The 16878-nt window shown below is 38.5% G+C and carries 14 protein-coding genes; 3 read left to right on the top strand and 11 right to left on the bottom strand.

The window, feature by feature from the left end:
• Nucleotides 1-101: 101 nt before the first annotated feature.
• Both NPE20_RS01300 and NPE20_RS01295 read left to right on the top strand, forming a co-directional pair.
• Nucleotides 102-689: a hypothetical protein gene (locus NPE20_RS01300; RefSeq protein WP_256536783.1), complete on the top strand. Its 588-nt coding sequence runs from the start codon at nucleotides 102-104 to the stop codon at nucleotides 687-689.
• Between the two features lie 220 nt (nucleotides 690-909).
• Nucleotides 910-1464, top strand: coding sequence for a hypothetical protein (locus NPE20_RS01295; RefSeq protein ID WP_256536782.1), 555 nt, complete (start codon nucleotides 910-912; stop codon nucleotides 1462-1464).
• 158 nt (nucleotides 1465-1622) lie between these two features.
• On the opposite strand, the gene cfa is transcribed toward NPE20_RS01295, so the two are convergent.
• Genes cfa through NPE20_RS01280 form a run of 3 tightly spaced genes read right to left on the bottom strand, consistent with a single transcriptional unit; the run spans nucleotide 1623 to nucleotide 6093 of the window.
• Nucleotides 1623-2762 carry a cyclopropane fatty acyl phospholipid synthase gene (cfa, locus tag NPE20_RS01290; protein ID WP_256536781.1) on the bottom strand — a complete coding sequence of 380 codons (1140 nt, stop codon included), beginning with the start codon at nucleotides 2760-2762 and terminating at the stop codon, nucleotides 1623-1625.
• Between the two features lie 18 nt (nucleotides 2763-2780).
• Nucleotides 2781-3767 carry a histidine phosphatase family protein gene (locus tag NPE20_RS01285; protein ID WP_256536780.1) on the bottom strand — a complete coding sequence of 329 codons (987 nt, stop codon included), beginning with the start codon at nucleotides 3765-3767 and terminating at the stop codon, nucleotides 2781-2783.
• 31 nt (nucleotides 3768-3798) lie between these two features.
• The gene (locus NPE20_RS01280; protein ID WP_256536779.1) at nucleotides 3799-6093 is read right to left on the bottom strand and encodes a T9SS type B sorting domain-containing protein; all 2295 of its coding nucleotides are present in this window, start codon (nucleotides 6091-6093) and stop codon (nucleotides 3799-3801) included.
• A 302-nt stretch (nucleotides 6094-6395) separates the two neighbouring features.
• Between NPE20_RS01280 and NPE20_RS01275 the strand changes: the two genes are divergently transcribed.
• Entirely contained in the window at nucleotides 6396-7223 is an 828-nt protein-coding gene (locus tag NPE20_RS01275) for a formyltransferase family protein (RefSeq protein WP_256536778.1), read from the top strand.
• Here NPE20_RS01275 and NPE20_RS01270 read toward each other — a convergent pair.
• From NPE20_RS01270 to NPE20_RS01235, 8 genes are all read right to left on the bottom strand, one after another.
• Nucleotides 7215-8051 (bottom strand): AraC family transcriptional regulator, encoded by an 837-nt coding sequence (locus NPE20_RS01270; protein ID WP_256536777.1) that lies wholly within the window; start codon nucleotides 8049-8051, stop codon nucleotides 7215-7217. The genes NPE20_RS01275 and NPE20_RS01270 overlap by 9 nt on opposite strands.
• Nucleotides 8052-8217: 166 nt before the next feature.
• Complete coding sequence (gene glmS, locus NPE20_RS01265) at nucleotides 8218-10053, bottom strand: glutamine--fructose-6-phosphate transaminase (isomerizing) (RefSeq protein WP_256536776.1); 1836 nt, start codon at nucleotides 10051-10053, stop codon at nucleotides 8218-8220.
• 97 nt (nucleotides 10054-10150) lie between these two features.
• Nucleotides 10151-10564, bottom strand: coding sequence for a helix-turn-helix domain-containing protein (locus tag NPE20_RS01260; RefSeq protein WP_256536775.1), 414 nt, complete (start codon nucleotides 10562-10564; stop codon nucleotides 10151-10153).
• A 160-nt stretch (nucleotides 10565-10724) separates the two neighbouring features.
• The gene (locus NPE20_RS01255) at nucleotides 10725-12683 is read right to left on the bottom strand and encodes a polysaccharide biosynthesis protein (RefSeq protein ID WP_256536774.1); all 1959 of its coding nucleotides are present in this window, start codon (nucleotides 12681-12683) and stop codon (nucleotides 10725-10727) included.
• A 38-nt stretch (nucleotides 12684-12721) separates the two neighbouring features.
• Nucleotides 12722-13909 carry an aminotransferase class I/II-fold pyridoxal phosphate-dependent enzyme gene (locus tag NPE20_RS01250; protein WP_290427153.1) on the bottom strand — a complete coding sequence of 396 codons (1188 nt, stop codon included), beginning with the start codon at nucleotides 13907-13909 and terminating at the stop codon, nucleotides 12722-12724.
• An 18-nt stretch (nucleotides 13910-13927) separates the two neighbouring features.
• The gene (locus NPE20_RS01245; protein WP_256536773.1) at nucleotides 13928-14965 is read right to left on the bottom strand and encodes a GNAT family N-acetyltransferase; all 1038 of its coding nucleotides are present in this window, start codon (nucleotides 14963-14965) and stop codon (nucleotides 13928-13930) included.
• A 13-nt stretch (nucleotides 14966-14978) separates the two neighbouring features.
• The gene (locus NPE20_RS01240) at nucleotides 14979-15608 is read right to left on the bottom strand and encodes a sugar transferase (protein WP_256536772.1); all 630 of its coding nucleotides are present in this window, start codon (nucleotides 15606-15608) and stop codon (nucleotides 14979-14981) included.
• A 42-nt stretch (nucleotides 15609-15650) separates the two neighbouring features.
• On the bottom strand, nucleotides 15651-16805 hold the full coding sequence (locus NPE20_RS01235; RefSeq protein WP_256536771.1) for a glycosyltransferase family 4 protein: 1155 nt from the start codon (nucleotides 16803-16805) through the stop codon (nucleotides 15651-15653).
• Nucleotides 16806-16878 lie beyond the last annotated feature (73 nt).

Genomic DNA, 16878 nt, shown 5'->3' with positions numbered 1-16878 from the left:
AGTGTGCAATAGCAATGATTTGATATACAACCACTACTCAGCATAATATCGCGTGCATACTAAGCGGTATATTTAATCATTATTCACTAAAAAAATACAATATGAGAAGAAAATTAACAGCAATCGGTGTAGGCGTCGCCTTACTGATGACAGTGTTTTACGCCTGTAAAAAAGACACTAAATCCCCTGATTCGAAGCTTGACAAAGTTTCAAAGATCGTAGCCGAAAAATGTTTGAGCGGAGCCTCCAGCCTGGCTACTCAAAGCACTACGCCTTACAACGTTTATTTGTATAAGATCACCGATAATGGTGATGGAACTTATACATGGGAATGGCGCGTAAGGAACTTAAATCCCGGAAATGGTACCGGCGGTACAGTGCAGGATCTAAGTCACTGGGATATTAGTTTAGGCGACTGCGTTACAATTGCAGATGTTGTAAGTGGCGCAACAAGTACAGATGGGGTTACCTGGAATCCTTTTACACCAAAATTTGAGGTTGATAAAAGCCAAAGCTGTTTCACAGACAAAATTCTAAAATTTGATTTGGGAACAACCGGCACAGACATCTCTTACTACAGGCTTACTATTAACAAAAATGTAAGCCATACTGCTGTAACAGGCATCTACAAATCAGGTGCTAATACAGGTTGCGGGTCATTAGAAACTTGTGGTTTTGGCTGCGAGTAATTAAAAGTGATCTTATTTAAAAAAGCCCCCTGAATGGTGATCATTTAGGGGGCTTTTTATTATGCAAGAGAGTGTTTACCTGCAAGTTTACAAAGTAAACGGTACAACAATGTGCAGAAGAGTGTGTAATAGTTCAAATTGATACACAACAGTTATCCACAGCAAACATACGGCTGCTTTAAGAGGTATATTTAGTAATTGTTCACTAAATTAAAGCCATATGAGAAGAAAACTAACAATGATCAGTATAGGCATAGTGGTACTGATGACAGTGTTTTATGCCTGTAAAAAGGACAAAAAAAATGTTGTTCCAAAATTTGTAGCAGAAAAATGTTTGAACGAAGGCTCAAGTGAAACCACTATACCTTATAACATCTATCTGTACAAGATTACCGATAATGGTAATGGAACTTATACATGGGAATGGCGGATAAAGAATTTAAATCCCGGTAATGGCAGCGATGGAACAGCGCCGAACCTAAATGGTTGGGATATTAGTTTAGGTACTTGTATTCAAGCTACAGATATTGTAAGCGGTGCAACAAGTACAGACGGAACTACTTGGAATTCTTTTGCACCAACTATTGCAGTTGACAAAGGCCAAAGTTGTTTCACGGATAAAGTTATAAAATTTGATCTGGGAACAACCGGCTCAAACATCTCTTATTACAGGCTTACTGTGAACAAAAATGTAAGCCATAACACTGTAACAGGTGTATACAAAACTAGTGAGATCTGTGGATCATTAGAAACATGTGGGTTTGGTTGTGAATAATCTTAGATGGCCCCAATAAAAAGCCCCTTAGCTGTCATGAGCTAAGGGGCTTTTTATTGGAACTTTGTATATACATAGCACAATAAAAAAGGCGCACAATGTAAATTGGCGCCTTTAATAATTGAGTTGATTGTATATATATTAAATTGGTTGTATAATTATCTTACCGCCTGGTAAGGTGCATGATTAGTAGGTTTTGAAAATACTATTTGCCAAAGGTTGTTTTTCTTAGCCCGGAACGATGCAGCGCTGCAACACAAATAATATACCCACATCCGGTAGAATGTTTGGTTATACTTATCCTTTAGATTAGGCCAGGCATACTGAAACCGCTTTAGCCACTCCATAAGGGTAAGATCGTAATGTGTGCCTATGTTTTGCCAGTCTTCCATTACCAGATACTTTTCGGCGGCGGCGCCTATTTGCTTAATAGATGGCATCATTCCATTAGGGAAAATATAACTGTGCATCCATGGATCGGTATGGGTAACAGTTTTGTTTGATCCAATACAGTGTAAAAGAAACAGGCCGTCATCGGTAAGTATATTATTAATAACACTCATATACTTTGGATAATTTTTGTATCCAACGTGTTCAAACATCCCTACCGATACAATACGGTCAAATTTCTCTGTAACACTCCTGTAATCCTGCAGACGAATTTCTACCGGCAAATTACGGTATGTTTGGCTTGCTAAGCTGGCCTGCTCTGGCGAAAGGGTGATACCTACTACCTCAAGGCCGTATTGTTCTGCAGCAAAGCCCGCAAGCCCTCCCCATCCGCAGCCAATATCTAACATGCGCTGGCCTTTTTTTAGTTGTAGTTTTCTGCAGATCAGGTCTAACTTTTTATCCTGTGCCTCTTCAAGCCCTTTGGCATCCCGCCAATAAGCGCACGAGTAGATCATCCTTTTATCTAACATCGCCTTAAAAAGATCATTCCCCAGGTCATAATGCCGCCTGATATCCTTTTGTACTTTCCTTACAGACTGTTCATTAAATATCTTCGACTTAATAAAATGAATGAATGTTCTTAAGTTGTGAGGGATCCGTTCCTCCAGGTTCGCGCTCAATACACGGTATAGTAAAACATCGGGTTGGTTACAGTCCCAATAACCAGCCATATAGGATTCGCCTAAACCCAACGAACCCTGCCCAAAAACGTGATGATAAAAACGGTCGTCATTAACTTTCAAATCCCATGGTTCGGGGCCGTTAAGGTTAATTCCGGCCATTTTTAAAAGCTGGCAAACAGTATCCTTTTCGTAGGTGCTTTGTTTGTTTGTTAAATAAGGCATGATCATATCTTTATACAATTACTTTTTTAATTTAAGGTCGCGCCAGAATTTATACATACTTAACGAAACAGCACCTTCATATGTTAAATTATGGTCTGCCGATATCCTTACAAAATAAGCTCCCGTCCAAATAAAAGGGATCACTTTTGGAAATGTTGGAAAATCTGTCCTATCGATCCTGTTAAGTGGATGGTGTGATACTACCAGTGTTAACGTATTATCTACTGGTTGAGCTTGCAACAAATTTACTAAATTATCAAATAAAGGCTTACCACTGGTATTATGACTTGGATGATTTAAACCCGAATTTATTTGAATAGCCGGACCGGCATTTATAAGGGTAGCTGTTGTTAAAGCCCTGCAAAACTCACTTGAATATACCGTGGATATAGTATAATTGAGATCTTTAAAAACCTTACCCAGGTCTGTTGCATTTTGTTTGCCTATAGTACTCAGTTGCCTGGCCTGCGCTGCGTCGCATGATTTCCACCAGTTTACAGGGCCTGCATCTGAATGATTTACAGAATAATCAATTCCGTCATCAGCATCAGCGTGCCTTACAACAATTGCATAAGTTTCGTTTAAAAGCGGTAATTTATTTAAAGTAGTCCAACCCAGGCGATACGAACCAACAGCATCTGTTGCTTCCTCTGCATGGTAATCTGAATAAGGCTTTACAAAAGTAACGTCTGTTGCCGCAAACGCGTATATTGTGCTTTTATAAGTGCTGTTAACTTTATTTGTAACGGTTATGGCCACTACCTCGCCAGACATAAATCGCTTTATTAACCCGGTGCTTGTAATCTCTATATTGGGGTTGGTTGATGAAAACTCCGAGGCAACATCTGTTAGTATTTGAAAATTTCTTGCCTTGTCAACAAAAAGCAGTGTCCCGTCATAACCGGGGTTCGTGACCTTAGGTACTGCACCTGTTGGGTTATTGTTATCTTTTTTACATCCAATAATAGTGACCCCTAAGATCAATAAAATTAATAAACGTTTCATAGTGATGGTATTGATGGTGAATAAATGGTTGCTAATAGATCATGCTTATCCAGCCAGAAAACATCTGTTTAGCTACGCCAGAATACAGTGTGTAATAATATACACCGGCAGGTAATCTTCTTCCCATAAATTGACCATCCCAAGGAGTAAGGTTTGTTTTGGATTCATATAATAGACTCCCCGTTCGGTTAAAGATCTTTAATGCGTTGCGAGGGTTACTATCAAGGCCTTTGATACTCCAGGTATCGTTAACGCCATCGTTATTAGGTGTAAAAGCATTCGGGATAAAAAAGTCGGGTTTTTTAATTACCTGAATTGTTACTGTTGCTTCAGTAACTCCACACTGGCTGGTGATTTTAACAGATAAGTTATATGTGCCTAAATTACTATATTTTAAAGAATCAAGTTCGCCCTGGCTAAATGTTGCCGAACCGCCGCTATATTCCCAGGCAATTGATAACTGATCTGCAGGGCTGCAATTTGTAACCTCTATTGTGGGCTTGAATGACTGATCTTTATAGATAATATCCGGAACTTTTAAATAAACAATGGGCTTTGCCTTAACAACAATTTGCTGGGAATAAACCTCGGATGTACAGTTTTGAACCGGGAAACTATTAACAAGCGAGATGGTATAAGTGCCCGATTTTGTAAACTGAAAAACAGGATTTTCGGAAACAGAACTTGTTCCGTCAAGATATACATATGCCGTTGTATTGTTATTACAAGCATCAGGTTTGTAGGAAACACGCCATTTATAGCTATTATCGTTACATAACGGCTTGTTAGATTTATTGGTGGTTTTTACAATTACCGGCGAGCACCCCTCTGCGGCATCTACATCAAATAAGGCTACCGGTAAATCAGTTACACAAATTTGCACCGATGTTGAATCGATACCACAAACATCAGCCCCGGCTATTAAGGTTATATTATAATTACCGGCCTTTGTAAAGCGGACATTTAAATCATTGGTACCGGCAATCCAATTTTTCACATCACCATCTGCCTGGCCACTCCCCAAATCACTGCTCTTGGCTTCAAACCCGGTTGCCGGGGTTATTTTCCATAGTAATTTATTGGGATGAACCCCATCTGCCGATACGGTATAACCTACTGCACCCACGCTTTTTATATTGGCAAGTGTGTTTAAACAAATTGCGCCTGGGGTGCCGTTTATAACAGCTTTAGGCGGGTCTGAAACATAAACAGGCTCTGACACAGCTGTTGTAGAACCGCAGGGGTTAGAGGCTACTATTTTTACTAAAAAGGCATTATTGTATGTCTTATCTTCATAAGTACTTGTTTTATTAACCGAATTAGATAAAAATGTATGCATTAAGGTATCAGGCGGGGCAGTGTAATTAACAACAGCACCGTCGCTATAAGTAGCTGTATACAGGGTGCCTTTTGTATTGTTACTGAAGTTACCTAATGACCAGGTAACCGGCGCACCTATGCACGTATTAACAGGCGCGGCGGGTGCAAATGCGATCTTTGGAGACTCGCCAACAAAAATCCTGTACTTCTTAACCAGGCTGCATCCGTTTTTACCTGTAACCGTATAAAACAGTACATACAGCCCCGGCCTGTACCGGTGGGTAATGCTGGTAAACTCTGTTAACTTAATTTGCCCGCTCCCATCGCCCCAATACAGGTTGTAACTTTCGTTAGTGCTTTTGGTAGATGAAATGTTTGTAAAGGTAAATACGGTTGGCACATTTTCACATACCACGAAGTAATCCTTACCGTCGTAGGTAGTTTTGCCCATACTACCTAATTCTACCCCGGGCGATTGCTTTAATGTAATGGTTTTTGATGTTGTTTGTACACATCCCCCTTTATTGGTAACTGTTAAGGTAATTGTAAATGTTTGCGAGCCATCACCAGGTTTCCCTACAAACTGGTGTACGGGGTTGGTTTCGTATGATCGGTTCAGTGCACTTGCCGGATCCCCAAAATTCCAAACATACTTTAGCCCGTCACCGGTAGACTGATTTTTAAATGTAATTGGTTCAGATGCGCATTCGGGATTATTTACCATAATAAAGTTGGCAACAGGCAGCGGGCTACTTGTTATAATTAAAGCCGGATAGGTATAAGAAACACCATTGCTTACAATATTTAATACATAACTCCCTGCTGTTGTTGCTGTATATGTGGGTGTAGTAGCTATCGGAGAGGCTTGCTTATCCTTATACCATTTAAAAGCGCTGTTGGCGGGGGCATTAGCACCGGTTAACACAAGCTGGCCGCCCGGGCAAATCACTGGTTTACCGGTATAACTTATCGTATCTTGAATATCAGCTATTAAGGGTGAACCCATAGCAGTGTTTATTTGCGTTATAAAAACAAATAGGTATAAAAAATATCGAATATATAACACGCTTAGTATCGGTTTTCTATAGTGAATTCATTTTTATATGAAATATAACATTTGCTATTGTCAACAAATATTAATTGAGCCGATTGTATAAGATAATGGGTAATAGATGTGAAAATTTCACACCTTATTTTTTAGCGGATACAGATACACACTTTTCACATAATAGTATACATTTTATAAAATACAATGATTTGGCCAACAGGTAGGTGTATCTTGACTTTATCAATTTATATAAACTGAAGATGAAACACAATGTCATTTATTTAGGAAACAATGCCAGGGCATGCGATTATATACACTGCCATAAAGATTTTAACGTAACGGCGGTGATTTGTCAGTCAAAAATGATCAACGACGAATTGCTAACCTGCTGTTATGTTAGAGAGATCCCCATCATTGAAATAAAGAATCATGCTAACTTGAGCGAGCAGTTAAACCTTGCAGCAGGGACCTTTGATTTTGTTATTATGCTTTCGTTTGGGATAATGATCAGGGAAGAGATACTTCAGTCGCACACTATATATAATATCCATCCCAGCTATCTTCCAAAATATAAAGGCAAAAATTGCACTTTTTATACCATTATGGGCGGCGAAAAAGAAGCCGGTATAAGCCTGCATAAGGTAACCACCGGTATTGATGAGGGAGAAATTATATCGCGTAAAACAATCCCGCTGTATTATTGGATGGGAAATATAGCGTTATGGGAAAATTTGCTGGAACAGGTTCCCAATTTATTAACAGATCTGAATGATTTTTTAAGCGATAATAACTATCCTACATTTATTAATAATAACGAACACTATTTCCCGCCGGTAGATCAATCTATGCTATATATTACCGGGGTAATGCCTGCAAAAGATATAATCAATTTGGTTAGAAGCCAGGAAAACTATAGCGGTGTAAGATTTGCATATAATAACACAGACCATGTTATTAAAAAAGTAAAGGTTTCTTGCCTCGATAAAGCAGATCTTGAAAGTTACACTATAAATGAAAATGTAATTTCGGAAGGAAGTACCCCGGTGGGGATTATATTAAACGATAAGTACTATTTGAAGTTAAGCTGAGGTCCCTTTTTTAAACTTTTTAAAGTTGGAATAAAAATTTGCCGGGTTTGCAAAATCAAGTATTGAAGCTACTTCTTTTTTAGAACATTTTGTTTGATTTATATATTTCTCGGCAAACTGCATTTGTAAGTTGCGGTAATACACATAGGGTGAAACTTTAAATGAAGCCTTAAAATCGCGTTTCAGCTTAGATACCGATATAAAGTGGGCGCTGGCCAATTCTTCTAATCCGGGAAATTTGTTTAACAAATTGGTTTTTAATGTTTCGGCTACCTCCTGCATTTTCAAATCCACCTTATTATATTCAATACAGTTATTTACACCAACCTCACTTACATCCGGTGCTTTTTTATTAATATTACTTCTGAATTCAAATAACAATTGCTCAATTTCAACAATTGTTGAATCGGTTACATCTGTAACATATGCAAAAAAACCTTGTACTTCTTCGTTATTAAAATCGGGGTAATAGGTTGCAATTGATCTTCGTACCTCTCCTGTGGGTGTAGTAATTTCCCGCGTAAATATTTGGGGATTGCCTTCTAACGCACCTAATATAAATGGAGCATATTTTATATATGTTGGCCCAAGAAGCTCTTTAAGTGTGATCCGGTTTATCATTTGTTCCTGGGTAAAGCCAAACCATTGTTGAAAAGCTCCGTTGGCAAAACGGCAAACCAGGTCACTGTCCCAGTAAGCCATCATGGCGTGTAACTGACCTTTTATCCTATCTTGTTGATCCGATATCAAAGAATCTCCCAGGTTTTTGACAGTAAACATTTGGTTGCGATCAAATATTACGTTAAGATAGAATAATAATTGTAACATTCACATTACAATAACTAAATTTTTTACTACATGGTAATCAATAAAACAAGTATGAAAGCCAGCCCAAAAACAAAACATATAGCTTCTATAGTTTTTTTGCTACCAGATATTAATTCATAATAATATCTGGTACTAATTAATATTTTTTTCATGACTTTGTCAATATTTATTCAACAGTTACAGATTTAGCCAGGTTTCTTGGCTGGTCTACATTACAATTACGCATAACGGCAATATGATAAGCTAATAGTTGCAAAGGGATGCTTGCTAAAACAGGCAATAATAATTCATTGGTAACGGGTATTTCAATAGTATGATCAGACATTGCTTTAACTTTAAGATCACCCTCAGAAATAACGGAAATTACCATGCCTTTACGGGCTTTTACTTCCTGAATATTGCTAATAACTTTTTCGTACGATGAATGGTTGGTGGCTATAAATACAACCGGCATTTGTTCATCGATCAATGCAATTGGGCCGTGCTTCATTTCGGCAGCCGGATACCCTTCTGCATGTATATATGATATTTCTTTTAGCTTTAATGCACCTTCTAAAGCTACAGGGAATGCACTGCCCCGCCCTAAAAAGATACAATTATTTGCATTCTTAATAATGCCGGCTATCTTTTTCACATTATCCTCGCATTTAAGGGTAGTTTCAACCAGGTCTGGCAATTTCTCTAACTCGGTAAGTAACTCCTGCATTTTTTGCTTAGAAAGAACATCCCGCTGCTGCGCTACGTAAAGCGCCATAAGGGTAAGCACTGTAACCTGCGATGTAAATGCCTTTGTAGAGGCCACTCCTATTTCGGGGCCGGCATGGGTATATACCCCGGCATGTGTCATTCTTGGAATTGATGAACCCACTACATTGCAAACGCCAAATAAGGTAGCCCCCTTTAAACCAGCGATAGATAATGCAGCCAGCGTATCTGCAGTTTCGCCGGATTGAGAAATAGCTATAACCAAATCGCTTTTATCGATTATTGGGTTACGATACCTAAACTCTGATGCATATTCCACCTCTACAGGTATACGTGCATATTTCTCAAATAAATACTCGGCTATTAAACCGGCATGCCATGATGTGCCGCATGATACTATTATAATTCTTTTTATGTTTTTTAATTTTTCGGCGTACTCTTTTAAGCCCCCTAACTCCACCCGGCCATCCAGCGGGTAAATGCGCCCACGCATGCTATCTTTTATCGAACGGGGCTGCTCGTGTATCTCTTTCAGCATAAAGTGCTCATAGCCGTTCTTTTCAATCAATTCTATCTCCATTTCCAGTTCATGGATATAGGGTACTTGTACATCATTATCCAAATTTACCACCTCCAGAGAATCATAGTTGATACTGGCTATTTCGTCATCGTTTAAATAAATGATATTGCGTGTGTATTCTAATATCGGGGTGGCATCTGATGCAATAAAATATTCGCCTTTTCCAACCCCAATAACCAATGGGCTGCCTTTTCGGGCTGCAATAAGCTGGCCCGGGTTATCCTCATTTAAAATAACTAATGCATAAGCGCCTATAACCTGCTTTAACGCGGCCCGTACGGCTTCCTGTAAATCAAATTTGGTTCTTAACTGTATCTCTTCAATCAAATGAATAAGTATCTCTGTATCAGTATCACTTACAAATTGATGTCCCTTTAATAATAACGCTTCTTTTATGGCCTGATAATTTTCAATGATGCCATTATGAATTATAGCCAGCTTTTGGTTACCCGAATAATGAGGGTGGGCATTTATATCATTTGGCTCGCCGTGAGTTGCCCAGCGGGTATGACCTATGCCTATCTTACTTTGAAACTGAGATCCCTCAGTTTTTAATTCAAGATCTGCAACCTTGCCTTTGCTTTTATTTATAACTATCTTATCTTCTAAAAGGGCAATACCGGCACTATCATAGCCACGGTACTCTAATTGCTTAAGCCCTTTAATAAGCACAGGCCACGCGTCTCTATGACCTATGTATCCTACGATTCCACACATACGATTTTGGTTGAAAATTTTTGAAAATTTTTACAAAAGCCAGCCCTTGTCTCCACTTATGTGAAGGCAAGGTAATTAGGGGTATTCCGGCGTTGCTTTATCGATTGATGAGATTTGTTTGACCCATTAGGTCGTTTCCCGACAATTCAAAATCAGGGAAGTTTTGTTCATGGATTTGCAGAAGCTCGTTGTATTTTTCCAATACGGCGATATACTTTGTCATCCAAAAATGAACTGAGTTAGATGAATCTAAATTATTCTTTTTACCAGCTGCAATTAAATTTTCCATAATTGCGAAGCCTTGTTGAGTAAAGGCGTCCGGAAAGTCCTGGGAAAAGTCATATCCAATAATATAACCAACTTCGCAAATTGTTTCTATTTTTAAACAACGTTGCTGAAACCAATTATAAATGGAACGTCTGTTCACATGCATTCTGCGAGAAAGCTCGCTAATACTAACTCCTTTGCGTCTTACTGCGAGTTCGATTATTTCACCGGCGTGTTGTTGCATAATTAATTAACTTAGTAGGGTTATTAGGTTAAGTTTCAGCAAATTAATTTGGTTCTTCGGCTAATTGATTGTAAATTTATTCAAAGATTGAGCTGGTAAAAAACCTGCAAAAGCTCAAAAATATTATGATAAAGCCCATAACGCAGATATCGTACAACTATTAGTTATTAAGTGTATCTGCTGGCTGTAGATCAAATTGCTCAAATACAGAATTATTGCTTTTATATTCGGGAACTATCTTTTTCATCATTTTCACTACTTCGCTTTCGGTACTGCGTTTATTTAGGGTAAATAAGAGCTTTATAGCGCTTTCTACCTGGGTAAAGGGATAAAGTATCACTTTAGCTATTTTGATCTTAGGGTGGTGTGTAGGGATGCATGCTTCTTCTATATTTAATAACTCTTCGTACATTTTTTCGCCTGGCCGTAAGCCTGTGTACACAATATTTATATCCTTATCTGGTATCAGGCCGGCCAGTTTGATCATTTTTCTTGCCAGGTCATCTATTTTTATCGCGTCGCCCATATCAAAAATATAGATCTCGCCGCCTTTACCCATTGATGCCGCTTCCATAACCAGGTCAACAGCTTCTGGAATTGACATGAAATACCGGGTTATCTTTGGGTCGGTTACGGTTATAGGGCCACCATTTTGAATTTGACTTTTAAACCTTGGTATTACCGAACCATTAGAACCAAGCACATTACCAAAACGGGTGGTTATAAATTTTGTGGTTGTTTTACATCCACTTCCATTGCACCTGTCAACCAATTCCGGCAGAGTGTTATTCATTATATTCAACTTACTATTAAGGGTTTGGATATATATTTCGGCAATCCTTTTAGATGCCCCCATTACATTTGTTGGGTTTACAGCCTTATCGGTAGATATCATCACGAATTTGTCTACCCCATACTCCACTGCCATATCTGCAAGGTTTTTTGTGCCTAAAATATTTGTCCAAACTGCCTCACATGGGTTTTTTTCCATCAGTGGAACGTGTTTATAAGCTGCAGCATGGAATACTATCTGCGGCCGGTGGGTTTCAAATAAAACCCTTAGCCGGGCGGAGTTCCTAATATTGGCTAAATAAATAGCTGTTTTAGCCTCGGGGTATTTGTCTTCTATCTCTAACTGCAATTCATGCAGGGGCGATTCTGCCTGGTCATATAATATAACCAGCTCGGGGTTGTAACGAATGATCTGCCTTACCATTTCAGATCCGATAGACCCTGCTGCGCCGGTAATTAATATGCGTTTACCTGTAAGCTCTTGCGCAATGTTATCCTTGTTTAAAATTATCGGTGCCCTTTGAAGCAGGTCATTTATATCCAGATCCTGAATTTGGTTCAAACTTAGTTTGCCATACAGCCATTGGCCGGAGGGCGGTATGATAGATACCCTTATTCCGGCATCAATGCATCGGTCTATAACCATTTTTTTTGCCGGACTTAAAACAAAGTCGCCTGTTAGCAGCATCTTTGTAACCTTGTGCTGGTTTTTAAGTAAAGGCAAATCAAGTGATGAAAAAACTTTTTTCTGCTGTATATATTTATTTACCCTATCGGTTCCATCATCAATGAAGCCTAAAATTGCAAATTCCCTTTGTTCCTGTAGTTCAAGCGCTTGTTTTATTAAAACAGATGAGTCGTCGGTGCCAAATATTACAACAACTTCTTTTCTATCGTTTTGCATTGCCCTACCCGAGAAGAAAAAATGGCGTACATAAATTCTTAATATAATTAATAAAGAGCTGGATATGAAAAAGTTAAGCAATACACTTAAACTAAATTTTTTCCATTCCGAATGCAGATAAGGTTTAACCAACAGTGTAATTGCCAGCCAGTAAATAATACTGCTTATTAATACAGCCGAAAATATGCGGTAAATATCTGCCAGGTTAGAATACCGTATTATGCCCGTGTGGATGCGCATCCGAAGGAACACCACGGTTGTTATAAGGAAATATATTCCAGTATAAATGAAAAAGTATCCTCTAAGTATTTCACTGAATTGAAATTGCAATACAATGAACAAAGAAATACTAAGTGACCAGCAAATAATTACTTGGTCTACTACAAATATTAGCCATTTAGACATGGCTTTTCTTCCTATCATAGCTTTAGCTTTAACATGTTTTTGGGCAAACCATCATCTTAAACATCAAAAAACGTTGCAATTCTTTTTACTACTTTATTCAACTCATAATCTGTAAGGCTGGAGCCCGAAGGCAGACAAAGCCCTTTATCAAATATCTTCTCGCTTATGCCGTTTACATACGCCGGATACTGTTCAAATATTGGCTGTAAGTGCAGGGGTTTCCATATTCGGCGTGCCTCAATGTTAGATTTTTCTAAAAACAGGCGTAAGTTTTCATTATTAAGGTTTTCGTTACCTGGCTCAATTAAAATTGTTGTTAGCCACCGGTTTGAAAAATAATCTGTTGACATTTCTTCCTGAAAGCTTATACCGGGAATGGATGAAAGCAACCGCTTATAATTGTAAAAATTTCTTCTTCTTTGGAATATCCTCAAACTCAAAATTTCCATTTGCCCTCGTCCAATACCCGCGCATATATTGCTCATGCGGTAATTGTACCCAATATTATTATGTTGATAATAAGGCAAATTTTCTTTGGCTTGGGTGGCAAGGAACCGGGCCCTGGCTACTAACTCGCTGTTTTCGGCGATCAAAGCACCGCCTGCAGATGTAGTTATGATCTTGTTCCCATTAAAAGAAAGTATGCCAATATCACCAAACGTGCCTAATTTCTTACTTCCATAAGTTGATCCTAATGCTTCAGCAGCATCCTCAATAAGCGGTATTTCATATTTTTTAGAAATCTCGACAATTTCAGCCATTCGCCCCGGCATACCAAACAAATGAACAATAACAATTGCTTTGGGCGTTTTGCCTTTTGCTATCCTGTCTTTTATCGCTTCTTCTAACAAATGCGGTGACATATTCCACGTTTGTTCTTCGCTATCAACAAATACGGGTATAGCACCTTGATATACAATAGGATTTGCAGATGCTGCAAATGTGAGTGACTGGCAAATAACCTCGTCTCCGGCTTTAACACCTAAAACAATTAATGCCATATGAATTGCTGCGGTACCTGCACTTAAGGCAGCAACCCCAACAGATCCTCCTAAAAACCTTGAAAGATCGTCTTCAAACCCATCAATACAAGGGCCTATTGGTGCTACCCAGTTAGCATCACAGGCATTTTTAACATATAAAATTTCACTGCCTCCCATATGGGGAGGTGAGAGCCAGATTTTCTTGTTCATCTTAATGGTATTTTTAGTAAGGGTTTTATAGTTCTCTTTTATTGAGGGCATAGCGATAGGTTTTAAAGTTTAAATAGATGATTTACGGTACAATGGAAAAAAATCAGTTTTCTGGAAGCTAAATTCCTCGGCCTTGCTTTTTACCAGTTCATTATATATCAGTTGATTGTTGATATATCTCCAGGTTTGAAAATTGAAGTACAAATCAGAAAAACCTGATTTCCAATAGAATAATGAATCGTTTTGGCCACCTATTCCGCCGCCAATATGCAGGTACCGCATGCCGCATTCACGGCCAAGTAAGCTAACTTCATCAATTAGTAATTTTACCGGCGAGTGTACCAGATGTTCTGTTAATGTGCCTAACAAATGCACTTGAATGATCTGATCGGTAAAGGTGAATACCCCGCCGGCTATTGGTTCATCATTTAAATAAACCAGCATTATCCTTGCATCAAATTCTTTTGCATTAATGAGGTTTAAAAAATATTCTTCATTAAAAAAATATTCATTGGCGGCTTTTATACGCCGCATATTTTCATGATATATTTTCACAAAGGTCTTTACCCCTTCCGGGGTCGAAACTTCTTTTGTTAAATAATCATGTTGTCTAAGATATTTAATAGCGTTTCGGTGGCCTTTACGATACTTACTTATCTGTATTTCTACCGGGGTGTTTAAATCTATACCAACTGTTTGGCCGTTATCATAAACACCTCCAAACTTGTTCAAAACAGCCCCTTGTGAAATAATGGGGTGCAGGCGGGAAAACACACAGATGATTGCCTCTTTTTTTAAAAATTGCAAAAACGCGTTTTTAAAATTTTCCAAAAAAGCATCATCCGCATGCGTAAATTGCCTGTTACTAATAGGCCCTACATACCCGTAAGCAGAGGTAAGATCATAAAAGTTGGAGTCATCTATCTTCCTTTTTATTAACGGGAAGGCAATAAAGTCGTCGTTTTGCTGGTATAAAAACAAAAATGGTTTGTCTGCTTTTTCAAACGCATTGTATTGCCAGGTGTGATACAAATCAAAGGCAACGGCTTTTTTTATGCATTGCGTCCATTCATCTTTTTGGTTTTGATTAATGATCTGGTATTCCATACAGGATTTTTTATTAATAATTGTTAGTTGGTTGGTATGGTCTTTCCTTATCTAAATACCTTACGGTAGAAGTTTCATCGGCAAGGATATTTTTGGCAGTAAGTATATTAATGATGGTTTTATAGGCAATTACACAGTCCAGTTTAAAAGATAGATGCTTAACATAAAATACATCCAAAGCAAGTTTGGTATCCCATGAAATGGCGTTGCGCCCGTTTACCTGCGCCCACCCGGATATACCAGGCCTTACAGAATGCCTGATCTGCTCTTCGTTTGTATAGTAAGGCAAATAGCGTTCATATAAGGGCCTGGGGCCTATCAGGCTCATATCTCCTGATAGTATATTAAATAGTTGGGGTAGTTCATCTAAAGACGATCTTCTTAAAAACAGGCCCAATCGGGTCAGTCGCATTTTCTCGGGCAGCAACTCACCATCCGCATTTTTTTGATTGGTCATGCTCCTGAATTTGATCAGGTAAAATGGCTTATTATGCAAGCCCACTCTTTTTTGATAGAACAGTGGCTTGTCTTTACATACAAGCCAAAGCAGTATATAAACAAGCAACATAACAGGGAACAGCGTAAGTAATAGCATAAAAGACACCATTACATCAATCAGACGTTTAAAAACTGCGCGGTACATAAAGGAAAATTTAGGAAGCAATGCATCAACACATTGCAGTTTTTACTGATGAGCCAGATGCAAGTCGATCTGAGAACGGTATTCTTTCAGTAATTCATTCATTACATAGCACGTTTCATAATCATCCCGGATCTTTTGCCGGCTATTTTCTGCTAAGCTTTTTAACAGGGCACGATCGGTGTAAAGCAAGTGCATAGCATTATGTAGTGCCTGGGTATCTTTAACCGGAATAATTAGCCCGTTATTATTATGTTCTATAATTTCGTTGCAGCCATTAATATCTGTAGCTATACATGGAATACCCATGGCGCCTGCCTGCATTAACACGTTTGGAAAACCTTCCCTATAACTTGGAAATACAAACACATTTGCAACTATAAGATATGGCCTTACATCTTTTACAAAACCCAATCTTTTTATGGATGGGTGATTATCTATTAACTGTTGTGTTTTTACTTGTAAGGGATCAAGGTCATTTTCAAAAGGCCCCACCAGAAGGAGTTTGGTTGAGTTATTAACCTCGTTAATTTTCACAAACGCCTCTACCAATTCATTTATGCCTTTATCAGCAACTACCCTTCCTATATAGCTGAAAATAAAATCATTTTTCTGGAACCCAAGTTGGATATATATCTTATTAATATCATCGTTAGTAAACAACTCGGGGTTAAAGTGGGTTGTGTCAACTCCGTTCGAGCTCCCCTTTCCAATAACCTGTAATTTGCTTTTTTGGCAATATTGATAACCCACAAGCAGATCCATCATTTTTGTCGAATTCGGATATATTTTTGTAGCACAGCTGTAAGTAACCTTTTCTGTTAAATCCAACACTTTTCTTGTAAGCCCTGTTTTTTCAAGCAAGGGCAAACCAGCTACCGTGTGTAAGCGAATGGGTACCCCGGTTATTTTAGCTGCGATCATGCCCAATAAGCCCGCCTTAGGGGTATGCGTATGCACAATTAGGGGTCGCTCTTTTCTAATCTGTATTATTAAGTTCATCAACGATATCAGATCCTTAAAAGGAGTTACCTTCCTGGTCATGTTAACCGCGATAGTTTTTACAGCAGTTTCCTGGGTTACCTGGTCAAGTTGCTCGCCTCCGGAAGATATGGCAACCACCTGGTAATGTTTTGAAATGAACTGTAACTGATTTTTAAGCAACACCAACAGTGAAACAGGCACAGTAGTTATGCGCATGATCTTAACCATAAATAAGAGGGATTGAGAATCTTCCGAATAACTAAAGCTATTCGTTATAATACATTTTGAA

Origin of the sequence: Mucilaginibacter aquariorum, assembly GCF_024498135.1 — a bacterium.
GTDB classification, from domain to species: domain Bacteria; phylum Bacteroidota; class Bacteroidia; order Sphingobacteriales; family Sphingobacteriaceae; genus Mucilaginibacter; species Mucilaginibacter aquariorum.
Note: the sequence above shows the minus strand (reverse complement) of the source record. Positions and strands in the feature narration are given on the sequence as shown.

Coding starts and splice junctions, on each gene's coding strand:
- NPE20_RS01295 (WP_256536782.1), top strand. CDS start 910: ATGAGAAGAAAACTAACAATGATCAGTATAGGCATAGTGGTACTGATG.
- NPE20_RS01270 (WP_256536777.1), bottom strand. CDS start 8,051: ATGTTACAATTATTATTCTATCTTAACGTAATATTTGATCGCAACCAA.
- NPE20_RS01285 (WP_256536780.1), bottom strand. CDS start 3,767: ATGAAACGTTTATTAATTTTATTGATCTTAGGGGTCACTATTATTGGA.
- NPE20_RS01275 (WP_256536778.1), top strand. CDS start 6,396: ATGAAACACAATGTCATTTATTTAGGAAACAATGCCAGGGCATGCGAT.
- NPE20_RS01255 (WP_256536774.1), bottom strand. CDS start 12,683: ATGATAGGAAGAAAAGCCATGTCTAAATGGCTAATATTTGTAGTAGAC.
- glmS (WP_256536776.1), bottom strand. CDS start 10,053: ATGTGTGGAATCGTAGGATACATAGGTCATAGAGACGCGTGGCCTGTG.
- NPE20_RS01260 (WP_256536775.1), bottom strand. CDS start 10,564: ATGCAACAACACGCCGGTGAAATAATCGAACTCGCAGTAAGACGCAAA.
- cfa (WP_256536781.1), bottom strand. CDS start 2,762: ATGCCTTATTTAACAAACAAACAAAGCACCTACGAAAAGGATACTGTT.
- NPE20_RS01250 (WP_290427153.1), bottom strand. CDS start 13,909: ATGCCCTCAATAAAAGAGAACTATAAAACCCTTACTAAAAATACCATT.
- NPE20_RS01300 (WP_256536783.1), top strand. CDS start 102: ATGAGAAGAAAATTAACAGCAATCGGTGTAGGCGTCGCCTTACTGATG.
- NPE20_RS01235 (WP_256536771.1), bottom strand. CDS start 16,805: ATGCGCATAACTACTGTGCCTGTTTCACTGTTGGTGTTGCTTAAAAAT.
- NPE20_RS01240 (WP_256536772.1), bottom strand. CDS start 15,608: ATGTACCGCGCAGTTTTTAAACGTCTGATTGATGTAATGGTGTCTTTT.
- NPE20_RS01280 (WP_256536779.1), bottom strand. CDS start 6,093: ATGGGTTCACCCTTAATAGCTGATATTCAAGATACGATAAGTTATACC.
- NPE20_RS01245 (WP_256536773.1), bottom strand. CDS start 14,965: ATGGAATACCAGATCATTAATCAAAACCAAAAAGATGAATGGACGCAA.